This is a genomic window from Novosphingobium sp. (genome assembly GCF_031424035.1).
Classification (GTDB): Bacteria; Pseudomonadota; Alphaproteobacteria; order Sphingomonadales; family Sphingomonadaceae; genus Novosphingobium.
Genome location: NZ_JANPGP010000054.1, coordinates 1 through 18,893 on the forward strand (window position 1 = coordinate 1; position 18,893 = coordinate 18,893).

Below are 18,893 nucleotides of genomic sequence, written 5' to 3' on the forward strand. Positions count from 1 at the left end.
CCCGCCGAGCACGCAGCCCACGACCTTGCCCTTGGACACACCGTTGCAGCCGCAGATTTCTGCGTCGTCCGAGAGCGCTGCAACGGCGGCATTAGGGTCCGCGAGGGCGCCCCCGGCGGCGAAGGCCTGACCGAAGATCAGTGCCTCACGGATGCCGGAAACATCCTCGCCCTTCTTGAGCAGGTCGAAGTACCACGAGCCATCGGCGGTATCGCCATAGAGCACCGCGCCGACCAGCCGGTCGTCCTTGACGATGACGCGTTTGTACACGCCGCGCGAGGCATCGCGCATGACGATGTCTTCGGCGCCGTCACCGCCCGAAAAGTCACCGGCGGAAAACAGGTCGATGCCGGAAACCTTGAGCTTGGTCGAGGTGACCGAGCCTTCGTAGCCGCTGGGCGATCCGGTGGCGTGATCGGCGAGCGCGCGGCACATGTCCCACAGCGGGGCGACGAGGCCGTAGCAGGCGCCGCGGTGCTGGACGCATTCGCCCACGGCCATGATCGCCGGGTCGGAGGTGACCATGTGATCATCGACCATGATGCCGCGCTCGACATCGATGCCGGCGGCCTTGGCCAGTGCAGTGGCAGGACGGATGCCCACCGCCATGACGACGATGTCGGCAGCAAACTCGCGGCCATCCTTGAGGCGCACCGCCGAGACGTGGCCGTCCTTGCCGATGATTTCCGCCGTGTCAGCATTGGTAACAATGGTCTGGCCGCGCCGTTCGAGTTCGCTCTTGAGCAGGAAGCCGGCGGCTTCATCAAGCTGGCGCTCCATCAGCGTCGGCATCAGGTGGATCACCGAAACCGTCATGCCTCGCAGCGAAAGTCCGTGCGCTGCTTCAAGCCCGAGCAGGCCGCCGCCGATGACCACGGCCGAACCGCCCTTTTCGGCTGCAGTCAGCATCCGGTCGACGTCATCGAGATCGCGGAAGGTGACAACGCCCGCCAGATCCTTGCCCGGCACCGGGATGATGAAGGGATCGGAACCGGTGGCAATCAGCAGACGGTCATAGGCCTCGGTGCGACCCGATTGGGCTATGACAACTTGGCTGGTCCTGTCGATCGACACGACGGGATCGCCTGAGACGAGCGTGATGCCGTTTTCGGCGTACCAGTCGTCCCCGTTGATGATGATATCTTCGAAGGCCTTTTCGCCTGCGAGCACCGGTGAAAGCATGATGCGGTTATAATTCACGCGCGGTTCGGCACCGAAGATGGTGACCGAATAGCGGGCCGGATCGCGGGCGAGGATTTCCTCCACCGCGCGGCAGCCGGCCATGCCGTTGCCGATGACGACAAGCCGCTCGGCGCTGCCGCCGTTCAAGCTTTTCGTGTCGAATGTCGCAGGCGCGTTCACCGTGGTCTCCTTCAAACGCGCACGCAAAAAAGCCGCCTCGAACCGGTCCAATGGAGCGGTACGGGCGGCTGCGTTGCCACGCGTGGTTAGATTGTCTGTCCGGAGGCGTTGATCCGCCCGTCCTTGGGCGGCGTAATCTCCGAGTCAGGTGCAGGTTATGGGAAACCTGCCCCCGCTGGCAAGCGTTATTTTGCAGTGCAGCAAAAATGGGAGCCGCGCAGATCCCGCGCGGCTCCCTCTCCCATCAGTAGGACATTTCCAGTTGCAGCCAGAACTTCTTGGTATCGACGCCAAGTCCGGCAGCATCGTAGCCCGCATACTTCGCCAGAATGCTTACGCGCTTGAGCTTGAAGCCCAGGCTGGCGTTCCACTCATCGCCATAATGAACCGAGCCGAAATCGCTGTTGTACCGGTGGTAAGTCACCGCCGCATTGAGCCCCGGCAGTGCCTTGAGCTTGGCGAACTTGTACGACACGCCGCCATACCAGTCCTCGATACCGGCAGCGGGCGTGGTCAGGAACAGGTCAGCCCAGCCGTTGAACTTGTGCAACGTGGCCATCGGCGTCTGCACGGCGCGCGTGCCGTTGGAGCCCAGCTTTTCATAACCGGCGTTGACGCCCAGTGCGCCGAAGGCAAGCCCGGCATCGGCAGCGATGTAATCAACGCCGTAGCTGACCGGATTGTCCTGATAGCCGGACTGCCGGGCGTAACTGGCAGCAAGGTTCAGCGTGGCCTTCGGTGCCAGTTTGAACGAACCGGTCGCCCGCGCGCCCCAGGTCTGGGTATCGGCATTGGTCGTGGCGAGCGCGCCTGCCTGTTCCTTGGCATCGAAATCGAGCAGATAGCTGAACGCCTTGACCTGCACCGGGCCAAGCTTTGCCGCGGCGCCGAGGAATACGAAGTCGCCTTCGAATTCGGTGCGCGGACCGGCATCGACGCCGAAGATCGTGCGCTGGCTGATCGCATAGGTCGCATCGAGCGAAACCGGGCCAAGTGCGGCTTCGGCGCGCACGGCATCGAAGGTCTGCTCGTTCTGGCGCCAGCCGACAGAGCCGACAAAACGCTGGTCATCAAGGTTGATGCGCTGGCGGCCTACGGTGGCAGTGAAGGGCTTCGACTTGTACTGCAATTGCAGGCGGTTAAGCTCGACATTCATCGGATCGGCGACCACCGAGAAGGCGGGACGGCGCTGGCTATCGACGATGGCAAAGGGGAAGGCGTTATAGTCGTTCAGGATGCCAATCGTGCCTTCGGCCTCGGCGAGCAAAGAAAGGCCCGACTTGTGCTTGAGTTCGGCCCCGGCACGCACGCGCAGGGTCACTGCATCGGCATCGGTCGCGGGCTGGTCGACTGCCTCATAGCGCAGGCGCATATCTACGATCGGATCGAGCGACAGCCCGCCGCCCAACTTCACCGGATCACCCGGAGCTGCGAGCGCAGGGTGTGCAAGGGCGATCGACGCCGCGAGTGCGGTCGCCGTCAACAGCAGTTTCTTCATCGAATTTCCCTCCTGAGAACCTTGGCGCTCTCAGGCATCCCCCCCGGGATAGTGTCAGGCCGCCTTTTCGTTCGGTCCGTGATCGTATTCGGCGAGGAAGTGCAGGACCTCCTGCCGGTAAGCATAGAATTGCGGGTCCTTGAGCAGCGCCTTGCGGTCACGCGGGCGCGGCAGGTCAACCTTGAGGATCTTGCCGATCGTCGCGTTGGGACCGTTGGTCATCATCACCACGCGGTCGGCCAGCAGGATCGCCTCATCGACATCGTGGGTAACCATGACGGCGGTGACCTTGGTGCGGTTCCACACCTCGACCAGCACGTCCTGCAAGTCCCAGCGGGTCAGGCTGTCGAGCATGCCGAAAGGCTCGTCGAGCAACAGCAGACGCGGGCTGAGGGCAAAGGCGCGGGCGATGCCGACGCGCTGGCGCATGCCGTTCGACATTTCCGCTGCCAGCTTGTCCTTGGCATCGGCGAGACCGACCCGGTCAAGGTAATAGTCAACGATTTCACGGCGCTCGGCCTTGGCGGCATGCGGATAGACCCGCTCCACACCAAGGGCGACATTCTGCCGCGCGGTCAGCCATGGCATCAGGCTTGGCGCCTGGAACACCACGGCCTTGTCGGGCCCGGCAATGTCGACTTCGCGATTATCAAGGATGATTGAACCCTTGCTGATCGGGTTGAGCCCCGCCGCCATGGTCAGCACGGTCGACTTGCCGCAGCCCGAATGGCCGATCAGCGAAATAAACTCGCCCTTGTCCATCAGCAGGTTGAAATTCTCGACCACGGTCAGCGGACCCTTGGGTGTCGGATAGACCTTGTGGAGGTTGTAGAATTCCAGATAGCGCCGGGCATTGCGGCCCTTCGCAGCCTCAAGATAAGCCTTTGGCAAGGGCGCCAGATCGAGCGGCATAACGCTCGGAAGATTGCCGGAGTCGCTGCCCTGTGCCTGCTTGTCCGCCACCAGCGAGCCGAGATAGTTGACGATTTGAAGGCGCAGCGCCTGGAAATCAACGTCATCGTTCATCGCCTCGCGGTCGCGCGGACGCGGTATCGTCACGTCGAAGATCTGGCCGATGCGGGCCGACGGGGCCGGGGTGAGCACAGCCACCCGGTCCGCCAGCAGCAGCGCCTCGTCGACGTCATTGGTGACGAGGATGATCGTGCGCTTCTCTTCCTTGCGGATACGCTCGATCTCGTCCTGCAGTTTGGCTCGGGTGAGGGCATCGAGCGCCGAGAGCGGCTCGTCCATCAGCAGGATTTCGGGTTCCATGGCGAGCGCGCGGGCCACGGCGACGCGCTGGCGCATACCGCCGGAAAGCTGCGCCGGCTTGCGGTCCATGGCGTGGCCAAGGCCGACGAGTTCGACCTTCTGCTTCACCAGCGCGGCGCGGTCTGCGGCAGAACGGTCCTTGTGGACGGCATCAACGGCCAGTGCGACATTCTGTTCGACCGTGAGCCAGGGGAACAGCGAGTAGGACTGAAAGACCAGCCCGCGATCCTTGCCTGGCCCATCAATCGGTTCCCCGCGCAACAGGATCTCGCCTTCGTCCGCCTCAAGCAGTCCGGCGATGGCCGAAACCAACGTGGTCTTGCCTGCACCCGAGAAGCCCAGCACGGCGATGAATTCGCCTTCGCGAACATCGAGGTCGATACCGCCGAGCACTTCGCTGATGCCGCTCTTCGAATGATAGCGCTTGGTAAGGCCCTTCAGGGACAGGATGGGTGTCTGGGTCATGATCAGAACGTCCGGTTGCGGCTGACAAAGGACTGGAGCGCCATCATCACCCGGTCGAGGGCAAAGCCGATCAGGCCGATGACAACCACGGCGACCATGATGCGAGAGAGCGACTTTTCATTGCCGTTCTGGAACTCGTCCCAGACGAACTTGCCGAGGCCGGGATTCTGCGCGAGCATTTCCGCGGCGATCAGCACCATCCAGCCCGTGCCGAGCGACAGGCGCATGCCGGTGAAGATGTATGGCAGCGAGCTTGGCAGGACCAGCTTGGTCAGGCGCGCTGCCCAGCCGAGCTTGAGCACGCGGCCGACATTGATCAGGTCCTTGTCGATGGAGGCCGTGCCGATCGCCGTGTTGATCAGCGTCGGCCACAGCGAGCAGAGCATGACCACGACAGCCGAGATGACGAAGCTTTTAGGCATCAGGCTCTCATCACCCCCGGCCATGGAGGCGGAAACCACCATGGTTACAATCGGCAGCCAGGCCAGCGGACTGACCGGGCGCATGATCTGGACAATCGGGTTGATCGCGGCGTTCACGCGCTTGGACATCCCGGCAATGAGGCCCAGAGGCACGGCGGCCAGCGAAGCAAGGATGAAACCGAGGCCTACCGTCTGCAGCGAAGTGAAGATCTGGTCGATGAAGCTCGGCGGGCCGGTATAACTCGAACCGGATGCCTCGGCCACGGCAGCGTCGGCACGGATCGCGGAAGCCTCTCCCATCAGGCCGACAAAGGCCGTCCAGACATCGCCGGGACCGGGCAAGGCGCCAAGCGAGGTCTTCACCGTCGGTGCCAGCACCGCCCAGAGACCAAGGAATATCAGTACCCCCGCAACCGGCGGCCAGGCGGCATCATAGATGTCGCGGGCCGGCGGCAGCTTGGCGAGCAGCGCGTCCGCCCGGGAAGGAAGCCTTGTTTCAGCAGCTGGGCTGGCTGACGGTTCTGCCTCGACCGGCGGGTCCACTTCGTCGGTCATGGCAAATTCTTCTTTCCTGAGCGGGGCGGCATTCATGTCTATGATTCCCTGTCTGGGCGGCTGCTGCGCGTTACTTGACGCCGGCGGCGCTGACCTTTTGGCCATCCTTCAGCCCGATGGCGAACCCGGCGGCATAGGCGGCAGGCTTGCGCGCATCGAAGGCCACGCCGTCGATCGCCTTGCGGGTGTAGGTGCGATAGCCATCGCTTTTGGGGAAGGCGTCAGCCGGGATCTTGCCTTCAGCAACCAGGCTGGCGGCGGCGGTATCGTAGAGGTCAGTGCGGTAAGCGGCCTTGACCGTATCGAGATACCACTGGTCAGGCTTCGCCTCGGCGATCTGGCCCCAGCGGCGCATCTGGGTAAGGAACCAGATACCGTCAGACCAGAAGGGATAGCTGGCCTGCTGGTCGAAGAACAGGTTGAATTCCGGCGTGTCGCGGGTGTCGCCATCGCCGAAGGTGAATTTGCCGGTCATCGATGCCATCAGCACCTTTTCATCGGCGCCGACATATTTCGGTGAAGCGAGCAGCCTGACCGCCTCGGCCCGGTTCTTGCCGCCCTCGGCATCAAGCCACATCGAAGCCTTGATCAGCGCGCGAACGATAGCCTGTGTCGTCTTGGGGTTCTTTGTGGCGAATTCCTCGGTCAGGCCGAAGACCTTGTCACCCGTTGTGCCGGCGATGTCGGGATCGACGATGATCGGCACGCCGATCTTCTTGGCTACCGCAGCCTGGTTCCACGGTTCGCCGACCGAGAAGCCGTTGATCGTGCCGGCTTCCAGCGTTGCCGGCATCTGCGGCGGCGGAGTGACCGAAAGCTGGACTTCCGCGCCGGTGGTTCCAGCCGTGTCGCCGGGCAGGTAATAGCCGGGGTTTAGGCCGCCCGCTGCGAGCCAGTAACGCAGGACATAGTTGTGGGTCGATACCGGGAAAACCATACCCATCTTGAACGGCTTGCCGTCCGCCTTGAACTTGGCGACGACGGGCTTGAGTGCGGCGGCCGAGACCGGGTGAGCAACCTTGCCATCGGCACCCTTGGGCAGGGTAGGGGCGATCATGCCGTATACTTCGTTCGAAATCGTCACGGCCTTGCCGTTGATGTCGAGGCTGAAAGGCGTGATCAGTTTTTGCTTGGCACCGATGCCGGCGGCCGAGGCAAGCACCTGGCCAGCAAGCATGTGCGCGCCGTCAAGCTGGCTGCCGGTCACGCCGTCGAGAAGCACCTTCCAGTTGGCCTGCGGTTCAAGCGTTACGTTGAGGCCTTCTTCGGCGAAGAAGCCCTTTTCCTTGGCGACGACCAGCGGGGCAATGTCGGTCAGCTTGATGAAGCCGAGCTTGAGGTTCGACTTTTCGATGCCCTTGGCAGCGGCAACCTTGGCGATATCGCTGGTGTCAGCCGGAGCGCTCGAGCCGCCGCCGCCGCATCCGGCAAGCGCCACACTGGCGAGCAGCGCCGCGAACATTCCCCGCCGATCAAACCCGAACCTGTGAACCGTAGTCATCGCGCCGTTCCCCGTTACCGAAGCGCAAACAACAAAAAGCCGCCTCGAACTGGTCTCCTGAAGGGAGGCCAAATCGGGCGGCACCGTTGCCACGCATGTGAATGATACAGGGCGGACGAGTGCGACCCGGCTTTGGGTCACTCCGCTCCTGTGCCCTTTGGGTAAGCGATTCGCCCGATCAGACGCAAGCGAAATTTATTGCGGTGCAGCAGAAATTTTACGGCAGGTGCGAAAGATACTGTTCAAGCGACGAAGGATCGAACACCCCACCATCGAAGAAAGCATTGCTTTCCAACGTCATCCGGCCTTGCTGGGTGCCCACCGCGAGTGGAGTTTCCAGGCTGCCTTCAACCTTCGAACTTGCCCCCGGCAGCGGCTCCTGCGTGCCGAGCAGCGCGCTACGATACACGTCCGGCCGGAATACCCGCGCAGCGCGGGCGGCATCATCGGCACTGAACGGCGTGCCTTCCCAGCGCACCATCTGGGTGTAGAGCCACTCGGCCTGGCTGACCCAGGGGAAGTTCGCTGCCTCACGATACTGGAACATGAAGTCCGGATAATGCACCGGCTCGGTGCCCTTGGCGAGCAGCAGGCGGTCGGCAATGGCGCGCTGGATCAGCTCGGCGGACCCATCAAGATAGGCTGGACGGGCAAGGATTGCCGCATTGGCCTCCCAGTTTTCCGGATCGATGAAGTGCCGGCCCGCCGCGATCAGCGCGCGAATCAGGGCCTCGACCTCCTCGCGGCGCTCGGCCATCACCGGTTCGCGCAGGGCGAGCACCTTTTCCGGGCCGCGCCGCCATATCTGCGCGGTGGCGAGCACGATCCGCCCGGCCCCGCGTTCAACCGCCACGCTGTTCCACGGCTCGCCCACGCAGATGGCATCAACTTCGCCCGCCTCGAGCGCGTCGGCGCAGAAGGGCGGCGGCACGGTGGCAATCTCGACATCGCGGTCCGGGCGGATGCCGCAGGCGGCGAGCCAGTAGCGCAGCATGTAGTTGTGGCTCGAATAGCGATGCACCACGCCAAAGCGCAGCGGTTTGCCTGCGGCCAGGCGTTCTGCCGCCAGTTCGGCGAGCTTGCGCCCGACCTCCGCCGGATCGCCAAGGCCGATGCCGGGTGAAATCCGGTCGGCAATCGCGGTGGTGAAGGTCACGGCATTGCCGTTGAGACCCAGCACGAACGGAGCAGACAGCGGCACCGCCGGGCGCCCGCGCCCCAGCGTCGTCGCAATAGCCAGCGGTGCGACCATGTGCGCGGCGTCGCTATGGCCGTAAAGCAGGCGGTCGAGCACCGTGGCCCAGCTGGTATCGCGAACCATGCGGATGGTCAGGCCCTCGGCCTCTGCAAAGCCATGCTCGTGCGCAAGGATCGGCAGCGCCGCATCGACCAGCGGAAGAAAGCCGATGGAGAATTCGCGGGCCATCAGTTTCCTCCCAGAAGACGGTGAGCGGTGACCACAGCCTCGGCAATGTCGATAATCCGACGCCCCTGATCCATCGCGGTCTTGCGCATTTCGGTATAGGCCTGCGGTTCGCTGCAGCCGCGGCTGTCCATCAAGATGCGCTTGGCCCGGTCGATTGTCTCACGCTCAGCCAGCTTGCCCTTGGCTTCGGCAAGATCGGCCTGGAGCCGCGAAAAGGCATTGAACCGTCTTACCGCCAGATCGAGGATCGGCCGGATACGATGCGCCGCTAGTCCATCGACGACGTAGGACGAGACGCCTGCGTCAATTGAGGCCGCGATCGATTCGTCATCGCTGTCATCGACGAACATGGCGATTGGCCGGTCGAGCGCACGGCTGACGGCGAAATATTCCTCAAGTACGTCCCGTGAAGGATTACCAAGGTCCATCAATACGATGTCGGGCGCGATTTCCTCGATCCGCGCAACCATGCCGCGCCGTTCAGTAACGACGAAAGTCTCACAATCGCCGAACGCGGCAAGACCTTCGCGGATCACCGCAGCCCGCGTGGCGCTTCCATCGACAATTGCAATTCGCATCGGTTTATTGTGCAATGCAGCGCCAAGAGAATGCAAGCAACGTTTGCTTTCCTGCGTCCTGCCGATTTGTGGGTATATCAAGGCGTATCGCTTCGGGTCACGTAGACCTCGTCAAGGTGCCAGCGCCACTGACGGAAGCCCCCTTCATGAGCCTTACTCGCTGGCACCGTATTTCTGCGGCAAACTATGACTCGAACAGGTTCGACCGGTGTCGAACGGTCTCGTGGCAGAGATCGATCCCGCGCTCGCACAGTAGGTCCTCGACATTGCGCAGCGACAGCGGAAAGCGAACCTACATCATCACCACGAGCCGGATCACCTCGGGCGACGAATTGAAACACCGGAATGGGCTAGGCGGCTTGGTTCTGGATTTGCGGCTCAAGCGCGCTGGATATCAGCGCATTGCACCGCGTGCCACATTGCCCTGACAGTGCCGCGCTGAGATAGCAGCAACATCCCCGCGCTGATCCGGTTTGGGCCGCGCAAGCCCCCGCACACCGCGGCGTTGCGCGGAGACCCTGTTCACAGAGACTGGTACTGGGGGTCGCTGGCGGAGCGGGAGGGATTCGAACCTTCTTAATTTGATGCTGTAATTGCTAGATATAAATATAAATCGGTGCGCCGACCCTAATCGCAACCCTAACCCGCTCAAGGCCATTATCTATTTGAGCCCAAGGCGTGGGTGATCGCGCAGCACAATGACGACACTTTCCGCAAGCGCTCACAGACTCCCTTACTACCCCCAACTCACCTTCCGCGCAGTTGATCTGCATCAATGGCTAATATATGCGCCATTGTATCGCACATGTAACAGGTGGAGAATCATCCGCCGCACCAGACCGGAGGGATGCATGACCGACCTAGCGACTGCCGATGTCTTCACTGACAATGCCGTGGCGCAAAAGCCATTCGACTATTTCGAGGACCTGCGCGCGCGCGGGCCGATCACTCCGCTGGACCTGCACAATGTTATCGGCGTGACCGGCTATGACGAAGGCGTGGCGATCTACAAGGATGACATCCACTTCTCGGCGATCAATACCGTGACTGGCCCCTACCTACCGATGGACTACGATCCTGCCAAGCCAATCGACGATCAGATCGATGCCTGCCGCAATGCCAACGCCTACCTCGGCACGATCATGACTCAGGATGAGGTTGAGCACGCCCGTGCCAAGACGATCCTCAACGGCATCATCACCCCGGCCCGGCTCAAGGCCAACGAGCAGTACATGTATGGCCTCGCCGATCAGATTATCGATGAATTCATCGACAAGGGCACGTTCAATGTCGTCACCGATTTCGGCGCGCCCTTCGCGCAATTGACCGTTGCCGACCTGATGGGCGTGCCCAAGGAAGACAACGAGATGGTGCGCTCGCTGTCGGCTGACCCCAGCCAGCTGCCCGGCAGCCTTGGCGGCACGTTTGACATGACTACCAACCCGCTGGCGCGCATGGGCATGGCTTTTTACCAGTACATCGCCGAGCGCCGCGCCGCGCCACGTGACGACATCCTGACCCGCATGGCCGAGCAGCGCTATGACGACGGCACCCTGCCTACGGTCGAGGAAGTCGTCGGCCTCGCCACCTTCCTGTTCGGTGCCGGGCAGGATACGACCGTCCAACTTTTCGCTTCAATGCTGCGGCAGCTATCGGACGATCCCGGCCTTGCCGACCGGCTGCGGGCAGAGCCGGCCAGCATCGCCGATTTCGTCGATGAGACGCTGCGTTTGTTCGGCACCTCCAAGAGCACGTTTCGCTATGTCCGTCGTCCGGTGACAGTGGGCGACTTCACATTTGAGCCCGGCCAGCACGTAATGCTGAACACTCTGGCGATGAACCGCGACCCGCGCCGCTTCGACGATCCGGCCAAGTTCGATATCGACCGCAAGAACGGCCGCACGCACGTTGCCTTCGGGCGCGGACTGCATGCTTGCGCCGGCGCACCTTTGGCCCGCGCCGAAGGCCGGGTGGCTGTGGAGCGAATGCTCGCCCGGATGAAGAACATCCACATCAGCGATGCAAAACACGGCCCGCGCGGCGCGCGCCAGTTCACCTACCTGCCCAACTATTCGCTGTTCGGCGTGACCGAACAATGGATGGAATTCGACCCGGCCTGACCGGTTCCAGCGATATAAAGGATACCGCGATGGTGAAGATTACTTTCGTCGAAAACGATGGCACACGCACCGAGGTTGAGGCCGAGGAAGGCCTGTCGCTGATGAAGGCCGCAAGCTATGGCGGGGTTGCGGGCATCTCTGCAGACTGCGGCGGCAACTGCGCCTGCGGCAACTGCCGGGTCTATGTTCCCGAGGCCTGGCGGCACGTGTTCGGCGAACCGAAGGACAGCGAGGCGGAGATGATCGAATTCTCCCAGGACACGACCGACGGTGTGCGCCTTTCATGCCAGACCCGCGTCACGCCAGAGATGGACGGCATGGAGCTCGGCCTGCCCGACAGCCAGCATTACTGACAGCCGGGGACAAGAGCAGCGCCCGGGCTCCTGACCCGGGTGCCGCAATCCTGTCACTTCTTGGCAGGGCTCATCTGTAGAACTTCGATCTCATTGCCGTCGGGATCGTAAAAATGGCTGGAACGTCCGATTTCCGAGCCCATCTTCTGCTCGAACTTCGTGTTTTTGAGCTTGCCACCATTGGCGGCAACCCTTGCGAGCGTGTCGTTAAGATCGTCGACCTGGATGATGAAACTGCCGTTCATGGTCCTTTCTTCGGGGCTCTGGATCAGAATTATCCCCGGTGACTGGCTGCCCGGGAAGACCATGATACGCACGCCTTCGCCAAGCTTCTGCACGGTCCTCATGCCGAAGACCTTCGCATAGAATGCCTCACCCCGCGCGATGTCGGCCACGAAAAAACGCAGCATGATGATCCGTGGAGGTGTAGCAGCGGCGGGCGCAGTTGCCGGCTGCGCTGCGATGGGGCTTACGGCAAGCAGGCCAAGCCCTGCGGCTGCAGCGATCAGCGACTTCATTGCGAGAGTACTCCCCATTGCACCGTGCCGCACAGAATTAGCGGCAGGCAAAATTGTTGGTGGACGGCATCGAGACAAAAGTCACCGACTGAGCCGGCAAGGCCATCCGGCCAGCCACCTTCACGCCATCTAGGCCCGAGACCTTGCCGTCCGCTGCGATCAACGGGACCACACCGTTGACCTGAGCCGCGCGCGTATCAATCGGCGCACCCGTCATCACCCAGGCCTGTCCCGGATTGGCCAGCGGCAGCTCCGCCGCATCGCCGGTGTTGACGGCCACCAGGCCAACTCCGCCCTTGCGCGCCGGCAGGCAGTGGGCGAACAGGCGGACCTTGCCGCCAATTGCGGGAGGAGCAGCGAGTACGGTTGCGCCCATGGTGCGCTTCCACAGGACGGCCGCCCAGAAATTGGGACGGGGCGTCAGCGTATCCTGATCGATCAGGCCATAGTCCGATGCCGCCAGCGTATTGTGCGCGATCACCGCCACGTTTTTGCGCGCCAGCACACCCATCTGGTTTACGTAGCGGAAGGTGTCGAGGAACGTCGACGCCCACGGACTGCCGCCGCATGCCGCCTGTGCGGTTTCATTCAGCCACAGGGGCTTGCCCGGCGCATAGCGATCACGCAGCGCGGCATAGAACGCCTCGTCCAGCAGGGTGCGGTCCAGCCAGTCATCCGACAGCGCCTGATCCTTCAGGCTTGGCGGCGATCCGCAGCGCTGCGAAACATTGCCGTAGAAGTGGTAGGAGACGATATCGAGGCTGCCGGGATTTGCCTTCAGCAGATCCTCGGATTGCAGGAAGCCCATCGCATCGCCTTGCGCGCTATGCTTCATCATTGAACCTTCCGCCGTGCCCCCAGCCCCGGCCAGCTTCATCTTCGGAGCGGCCTTGCCTGCCCACTCGCGGAAGATCCGAAAGTCGCGCGCGAAGTCGTCGACCTTGTATCCCTTGGGGAACGCACCGTGCGGGGGGATCGTCGGTTCGTTGAACAGCTCGGCGCTGTGGATTTCGCCGCCAGCCTGCCGGGCCAGATCAAGCAGCCGCTGCGCCTGCGACGGGTTCCAGCTTCCATCGGCATTGCGCGCGCCGGGGCTGGCGGGAAAGCTGGTAACGATCTTCGCATCGACAGCGCGGGCGAACTTGACCAGGCCGGTCCACTGATCGCGCTTGAGGATCTGGTTGAACCCGGGCGGCGGCGCGGAAACCGTCTCGCCTTCAGCGGGCAGATAGGTGCTGTTGGCCCATGTGCCGGAGATGCGGATATAGGCGGGGCCGAGCAACCGAGCCATCGCCATCAGCCGCGGATCGGTGAGGTCAGTCGGCGGGCGCATGCGGTACATCTCGCCCTTGGCGCCGCCATAGGGCGCCCAGAAGCGCCCTCCGGTGATTTCGACCATTTCGACGTTGTACGACTGAAACCGTTCATCGACTTGCGCGACCCTGGGTAGCGCGGAGAAGACACCCGATGAATGTCCCGATTGAGTTGCGCAGCCTGCCAGCGCAAGCAGCGCAGCGAGCGAGGCCGATTTGTACAGGCCTTGACAGGCTGGAAAACGGTTCATGACTTAGACTCCATCCACATGTGCACCGGAGTAGGAGCGAAACCCTGTTGCATCTTTTCAGCGTATCAACAGCAGGCGCATCATCGGCAGGCCGGGTTGCGTGCTTGTGGAAAGGCAACGAATGTTATGCTGGCTGGCGGAAGCAACAGCGAACCGGTCGTCGGCGAACCCTGCATTACTGGCATTTTATCCTTACGCTGCAGCGAAAGACCCCGTCCGTTCAATTCAAGCGTGCGGCTCTGAATGTCAGGCGCCGTCAGCGTGTAACGCAGACCGCCGAGAGGAATGGACAGCTTGTCCAGATGTTCGGAATTAAGATTGAGCACGGCCAAAGCGACACCGCCTTTTCGCTTGGCGAGGCAATGGGCATATACGTGCAAGCCGTCGCGTTTTACGCCCGCATCAAGCACGATGGGACCCATCAGCCGCCGCCACAGTACCGCTGCCCAGAAGCTGGGACGGGGCGTGAGCGTCGCCTCGTCGATCAGGCCATAATCGCTTGCTGCGAGCGTGTTGTGAAACACAACATCGACATCCTGCTTTGCCAGCCGGCCGAGTTGGTCGATATAGCGGAAGCTGTCGAGGAAGGTGCTGGCCCATCGATCACCACCGCAGGACGCTTGTGCTGTTTCATTGAGCCAGATCGGCGCACCCGGCATATGCTTTTCGCGCACAGCCTTGTAATACGCAAGAGCGGCATCAGTCCGGCTCAGCCATGCTTCGCTCAAGGCATCTTGCGGCCGGATGGCGCTTGCTGGCGCCAACTTGGTACAACGCTCGGAACGCGCTCCGTAGAAATGGTAGGAAAAGATATCGAATTTGGCGCGTGGCTCGGTGGCGAGAAGGGCTTCGGTGGGAATTCCCCGGTTGGCGAAAAGAGCGACGCCGGTTTCACCAGTTGAGCCCGGGCCGACCATCTTCAGTCCGGGCGCCTCAGTGCGTACAAATGCTGCGAATGCTGCCACATCCCTGGCAAAGTCCATTGCCTGATAATTGGTTGGCAGGCCGGAAACAAAGCCGAGGTTCGGCTCGTTCATCAGTTCGGCGGAATGGATCCGGCCACCGACGGACCGGGTATAGCGCAACAGCTTGCGAGCTTCATCTGGCGTCCATTGCCCAACAGCGTCCCTTGTGCCCGCGCTGACCGCGAAGGACGTCGTGATGCGGCCATCAACCGCCTTGGCAAAATCGATCACGCCCTTCCATTGTCGGCGGGTAAGGACGTTCTGGAACCCGGCCGGCGGCTTGACCATTGGCGGACGGTCATCGTCCTGAAAGTAAGTGGTATTGGCCCAAGATCCGCTCACTCGGACATAGGCGGGTCCCAGAGCCTTGGCCATCACGCGAAGCCGCCGGTTGCTCAGGTCGGCGGGCGGCCTTTGCCGGAACAGCCCGGCATCGAGCGCGAGTCCGCCACTAACTTGCGTGTTCGCTGGCGCGGCAAGCTCTCCGGCTTCGGGAAATGGTGCCCAGAAGCGACCGCCTACGACCTCGGCCATTTCGACATTGTACGATTGGAACAACGGATCGACTCGGGCGACTTGGCTGAGACGTGCAACCTTCAGAGCATCTTCCGCCCACGCCGGCGAAGCCGCCATCCAGCCGCAAGTCAGCAGGGCAGCTGTCGCGATCAGGTTCGAGAAGCGGTGCTGTGCCATGCTCGGTCCTTTGACGTTACGCTGATTCACCGGCATCGACGACCAGCGTCGTCCCGGTCATGAATAGGGCCATATCGCTCGCCGCAAACAGCGCGACGCGGGCAATGTCATCAGGCACGCCGACCCGGCCGAGCTTCGACTGGAGCATCGAAGGGATATCTTCGGCAGCCATCTCCGCCGTCTGCGGTGCTGATTGCATCAAGGCGAGGTTGCCTTCGGTGACGATGAAACTGGGGGCGATAGCCAGAACGCGGATGCGCTGCGGCGCGAGCTCTATCGCCAGCTGGCGGGTAAGGCCGACAACGGCGTGCTTGGAGCTGACATAGGCCGACAAGGCCGGGGCGATGCCCTTGATCCCTGCCAGCGACGCGACATTGATGATCACGCCGCCGCGCTCTGCCATAGCGCACGACGCGGCCTGAGCACCGAGGAACGTGCCGCGCGCGTTGACTGCAAAGACCTGCTCCCAGTCCGCTAGGGTCATGTAGCTGATCGGCAGGGCGGGAAAGACGCCGGCGTTGTTGACCCATATGTCGATGGCTCTGAACTGCTTGAGGCAAGTTGCCGCGCACCCGGCGACTGATTGTTCGTCGGACACGTCGAGCGCGGCGGCGATAACCTTGGCTCCATAACGGGCCGACAGGTCCGCAGCTGCTGCCTGCGCCGCTGAGAGGTTACGATCCCCGATCACGACATTGGCCCCGGCTTCGGCAAAACGGCGGGCAATGCCCTTGCCGAGCCCCTGAGCGCCGCCGGTCACCACGGCAGTGCGCCCGGCAAGGGAGAGCAGATCCACCAGCGGCGTTTCAGTCGCGTCGTTCAATTCCAGCATCTGTATCGACTTTCATTTGTGCAACAGGCTTTGGCGCTCGCCCCCAATTGAACAGGGCGGCGACTTACGAGAAGTCGCCGCCCCGGCCCCTTGGGAGGGAGGCCTCGTTACGTCGTCAGCGGGCGCCCAGGGCAAACCGCATGCTGACGCCAAATTCGCGCGGCGGGGTAACCGAAACGCCGCGGTAATAGCTTGAGTAGGTCTGCGAACCGAACGGCAGCGGGTTGCCCGGCGCAACGCGAAGCAGCGTGGTCGAGCTGTCGAGCGGCGAACCGTCGCCCGATGCCAGCCGCGTCACGTTGCCGACGTTCTTGACGTAGCCACCCACTTCCCACGAACCGTCCGGTGCGCGCAGGCCAGCGTAGAGGTTGAGCAGGCCGTAAGTGCCAACGTCGTCGTAGGCGTTGAACTCGTCACCCCGGGTGGAACCCTTCCAGGCGAACAGCCCGCGGACATAGCCATCGAGGCCATCGGTCAGCTTGGCGTTGTATTCCGCCTGCACCGTGCCGCTCCATTCAGGCAGGAAGGTGGCCGAACCCTGCGCGCCGCACTGCGCCAGGTGCTCGGTGCCATAGGCGGCCTGCATCTGGGCGAGAGTCGGCACGGCGGTATCGGGAATGCCGTCCTTGTTGACGTCGGTGCAGGCAATTTTCGCCGACTTGTCGATCACGCTCTTCGACCAGTTCAGCGTCGTGCCGATGCTGAGGCCATCCATCGGATTGAGCGCCAGTTCGGCTTCGACACCGTCAACCTTCACCGGCACCGCGCTGATGAAGTTGAAGCGCGAACGGTTGGCCTGGTTGCTGCTGTTGATGTTGACGTAATAGACGCCCGCGCCGGCAGCCCGGTACGGGTAGTTCTGGAAGTCCTGATGATAATAGGTCGCGTTGAAACGGACCTTGCGGTCCATCCAGGCCGTTTTGAAGCCGACTTCATAAGACTTCGAAGTTTCCGCACCAAAGGTCGTGTGGATCAGCTCGATCGGCGAGTAAGCGATCGAGAAGTTGCCGATCGCGCGTACCGGCGGACGCGCCGAGCTGCCAGTGGCGGCATAGACCATGATGTCATCGGTAAACTTGTGGCGTATCGATGCACTGTAGACGGTCTTGTTGATGTCGTAGTTGTTGTTGGTGTTCGGCGTGACCGTGCACGCGCCAGCCGCAAATGTGGCCGGGGTACAGCTAATGTAAAGACCCAGCGCATTGTTCTTGAAATTGATCCGGCGCAGACCGCCCGAGATTTCGGTCGCCTCGCCAATGTGCGCGGTGATGTTGCCGAAGAATGACGATTCCTTGCCGGTGCCCGGCGCCAGATAGATCGGCGTGGCGTTGACGATGTTGGCCACCTTGAACAGCTGGAGGTTGCCCGAACCCGCGAAGATCGGCGCATAGCCCTCAAGCACGGTCTGCGAGGTCAGTTCGGTTGTCGAACCGCCCTTCTGATTGAAGTAGCCGATCACGTAATCGAAGATTCCGGCCACGCGCTCGTCATTCTGCAGGCGGATTTCATGCGTGGTGTCGTTGCTGGAGGTCCGGGTGTCCTGCTGCAGCACCAGCGTCGGCCAGATCGCGCCCGGGTCGGAATTGGTTGTCGGGTGGAACTGCGTCTTGGTGTCTGAACCCACGTAGATCAGGCGCTGCCCGGCGAAATCCGCCTCCGCATTCCACTGCCAGAACTGGAAATTGGTCTCGACGAAGCGCGGCGTGAACATCACGGCCTTGCGGTCTGCCAGCGAGATCGTGCCGTAATTGCCAGCGGGCGATGTGCCGAGCGATGGGACGCCGAATGGCGCGATGTTTGCCGTGATCGACTGCTGGGTCGCCGGCAGGGCAAAGCCGGAGACGACCTCGCTCATGGATTGCACCTGGTCGTATTGCACCGCCTTGAAGCGCATGCCCTGATAGGTCACGCCGGCCTTGAACCAGTCGGTCGGCTCAAAGGCCGCCGATGCGCGGATGGCTTCGGTCTTGGTCTTGGGCGGGATCGTGTTGTTGACGCTGAACACGCGGTTGCCCTGGCCTTCATCAACCAGACCGGCGACGCGGATGGCCAGCATGTCCTTGATAATCGGCACGCCGACACCGAACTGGACGTTGCGCGTGTGACCCGATCCACCCGTAAGCGAAATCGAGGCACCGGGCTCGCTGAGGTTGGGCTTGCGCCAGTCGATATTGATCGCGCCCGACGGGGTCGAGCGGCCACGCAGCGTTCCCTGCGGACCACGTTCCACCGAGATCATGCTGATATCGAAGATCGCCTGCAGCGCGAGGTTGGAACTGGCCGGCGAGTTGTTGACGTAATACTGGATCGTGCCGTTGTTGCCCGACACGTTCACGTCATGATTGACACCGCGCATCGACGAGGACGAACCGATGCCGTTGGCGTTCGACACCAGCGACAGGCCCGGAACAACCGAAGTGATTTCGCGCACGTCGCGGATGTTCAGCTTGCCAAGCTGCTCCGAAGTGACCGCGTTGACGACCAGCGGCACATCCTGCACGCTTTCATCGCGGCGGCGGGCCTGGACGATGATGGTTTGATCGCTGTTGAGGCCCTCATCTGCGGATTCATCTGCCGACTGGCCGAATGCCGGTGCCGAAATGGCTAGCAGGCTGATCCCCGCCAGTGCCATGGAACGCAAAACTCGCATAATTCCCCTCCCTCGAAATTGCCGGCAGTTGGTGCTCGGCAGAATTTTATGCAGTGAGGTGACGCATAAATCCGTCAGAGGAGTTATGCAACACAATATTGCATAAAGTGGCTGAGCCG

At 62.3% G+C, this 18,893-nt stretch carries 14 protein-coding genes; 2 read left to right on the forward strand and 12 right to left on the reverse strand.

Going from position 1 to position 18,893, the window contains the following annotated elements:
- The 7 genes from RMO89_RS08155 to RMO89_RS08185 all read right to left on the reverse strand — a co-directional run.
- Positions 1-1,362, reverse strand: a 1,362-nt coding sequence (locus RMO89_RS08155) for an FAD-dependent oxidoreductase (RefSeq protein WP_310532411.1), incomplete at its 3' end; no start/stop codon positions are given.
- A 244-nt stretch (positions 1,363-1,606) separates the two neighbouring features.
- Positions 1,607-2,860, reverse strand: a complete 1,254-nt coding sequence (locus RMO89_RS08160; protein ID WP_310532412.1) for an alginate export family protein — start codon at positions 2,858-2,860, stop codon at positions 1,607-1,609.
- Positions 2,861-2,914: 54 nt separating this feature from the next.
- Complete coding sequence (locus RMO89_RS08165; protein ID WP_310532413.1) at positions 2,915-4,597, reverse strand: ABC transporter ATP-binding protein; 1,683 nt, start codon at positions 4,595-4,597, stop codon at positions 2,915-2,917.
- 2 nt (positions 4,598-4,599) lie between these two features.
- Positions 4,600-5,610, reverse strand: coding sequence for an ABC transporter permease (locus tag RMO89_RS08170; protein WP_310532414.1), 1,011 nt, complete (start codon positions 5,608-5,610; stop codon positions 4,600-4,602).
- Positions 5,611-5,644: 34 nt separating this feature from the next.
- Positions 5,645-7,075 carry a CmpA/NrtA family ABC transporter substrate-binding protein gene (locus RMO89_RS08175; protein ID WP_310532415.1) on the reverse strand — a complete coding sequence of 477 codons (1,431 nt, stop codon included), beginning with the start codon at positions 7,073-7,075 and terminating at the stop codon, positions 5,645-5,647.
- A gap of 217 nt (positions 7,076-7,292) precedes the next feature.
- On the reverse strand, positions 7,293-8,501 hold the full coding sequence (locus RMO89_RS08180) for an ABC transporter substrate-binding protein (protein WP_310532417.1): 1,209 nt from the start codon (positions 8,499-8,501) through the stop codon (positions 7,293-7,295).
- Positions 8,501-9,079, reverse strand: a complete 579-nt coding sequence (locus RMO89_RS08185) for an ANTAR domain-containing protein (protein ID WP_310532418.1) — start codon at positions 9,077-9,079, stop codon at positions 8,501-8,503. The genes RMO89_RS08180 and RMO89_RS08185 overlap by 1 nt, the downstream gene beginning before the upstream one ends.
- Positions 9,080-9,930: 851 nt before the next feature.
- On the opposite strand from RMO89_RS08185, the gene RMO89_RS08190 reads away from it, so the two are divergent.
- Positions 9,931-11,199, forward strand: a complete 1,269-nt coding sequence (locus tag RMO89_RS08190; protein ID WP_310532419.1) for a cytochrome P450 — start codon at positions 9,931-9,933, stop codon at positions 11,197-11,199.
- Positions 11,200-11,228: 29 nt separating this feature from the next.
- Positions 11,229-11,552: a 2Fe-2S iron-sulfur cluster-binding protein gene (locus RMO89_RS08195; RefSeq protein ID WP_310532421.1), complete on the forward strand. Its 324-nt coding sequence runs from the start codon at positions 11,229-11,231 to the stop codon at positions 11,550-11,552.
- Between the two features lie 53 nt (positions 11,553-11,605).
- Here RMO89_RS08195 and RMO89_RS08200 read toward each other — a convergent pair whose 3' ends face one another.
- From RMO89_RS08200 to RMO89_RS08220, 5 genes are all read right to left on the reverse strand, one after another.
- Positions 11,606-12,070, reverse strand: coding sequence for a VOC family protein (locus tag RMO89_RS08200; protein WP_310532422.1), 465 nt, complete (start codon positions 12,068-12,070; stop codon positions 11,606-11,608).
- A 37-nt stretch (positions 12,071-12,107) separates the two neighbouring features.
- Positions 12,108-13,634: a hypothetical protein gene (locus tag RMO89_RS08205; RefSeq protein WP_310532423.1), complete on the reverse strand. Its 1,527-nt coding sequence runs from the start codon at positions 13,632-13,634 to the stop codon at positions 12,108-12,110.
- 80 nt (positions 13,635-13,714) lie between these two features.
- Positions 13,715-15,328 (reverse strand): hypothetical protein, encoded by a 1,614-nt coding sequence (locus RMO89_RS08210; RefSeq protein ID WP_310532425.1) that lies wholly within the window; start codon positions 15,326-15,328, stop codon positions 13,715-13,717.
- Positions 15,309-16,124, reverse strand: a complete 816-nt coding sequence (locus RMO89_RS08215; protein ID WP_310532426.1) for a glucose 1-dehydrogenase — start codon at positions 16,122-16,124, stop codon at positions 15,309-15,311. The genes RMO89_RS08210 and RMO89_RS08215 overlap by 20 nt, the downstream gene beginning before the upstream one ends.
- Before the next feature lie 115 nt (positions 16,125-16,239).
- Positions 16,240-18,756: a TonB-dependent receptor domain-containing protein gene (locus tag RMO89_RS08220; RefSeq protein WP_310532427.1), complete on the reverse strand. Its 2,517-nt coding sequence runs from the start codon at positions 18,754-18,756 to the stop codon at positions 16,240-16,242.
- Between the last annotated feature and the right edge of the window lie 137 nt (positions 18,757-18,893).

Bases quoted from the DNA above. Each gene is read 5' to 3' on its own strand.
- RMO89_RS08160 (WP_310532412.1), bottom strand. From the start codon at position 2,860: ATGAAGAAACTGCTGTTGACGGCGACCGCACTCGCGGCGTCGATCGCC.
- RMO89_RS08165 (WP_310532413.1), bottom strand. From the start codon at position 4,597: ATGACCCAGACACCCATCCTGTCCCTGAAGGGCCTTACCAAGCGCTAT.
- RMO89_RS08170 (WP_310532414.1), bottom strand. From the start codon at position 5,610: ATGAATGCCGCCCCGCTCAGGAAAGAAGAATTTGCCATGACCGACGAA.
- RMO89_RS08175 (WP_310532415.1), bottom strand. From the start codon at position 7,075: ATGACTACGGTTCACAGGTTCGGGTTTGATCGGCGGGGAATGTTCGCG.
- RMO89_RS08180 (WP_310532417.1), bottom strand. From the start codon at position 8,501: ATGGCCCGCGAATTCTCCATCGGCTTTCTTCCGCTGGTCGATGCGGCG.
- RMO89_RS08185 (WP_310532418.1), bottom strand. From the start codon at position 9,079: ATGCGAATTGCAATTGTCGATGGAAGCGCCACGCGGGCTGCGGTGATC.
- RMO89_RS08190 (WP_310532419.1), top strand. From the start codon at position 9,931: ATGACCGACCTAGCGACTGCCGATGTCTTCACTGACAATGCCGTGGCG.
- RMO89_RS08195 (WP_310532421.1), top strand. From the start codon at position 11,229: ATGGTGAAGATTACTTTCGTCGAAAACGATGGCACACGCACCGAGGTT.
- RMO89_RS08200 (WP_310532422.1), bottom strand. From the start codon at position 12,070: ATGAAGTCGCTGATCGCTGCAGCCGCAGGGCTTGGCCTGCTTGCCGTA.
- RMO89_RS08205 (WP_310532423.1), bottom strand. From the start codon at position 13,634: ATGAACCGTTTTCCAGCCTGTCAAGGCCTGTACAAATCGGCCTCGCTC.
- RMO89_RS08210 (WP_310532425.1), bottom strand. From the start codon at position 15,328: ATGCCGGTGAATCAGCGTAACGTCAAAGGACCGAGCATGGCACAGCAC.
- RMO89_RS08215 (WP_310532426.1), bottom strand. From the start codon at position 16,124: ATGCTGGAATTGAACGACGCGACTGAAACGCCGCTGGTGGATCTGCTC.
- RMO89_RS08220 (WP_310532427.1), bottom strand. From the start codon at position 18,756: ATGGCACTGGCGGGGATCAGCCTGCTAGCCATTTCGGCACCGGCATTC.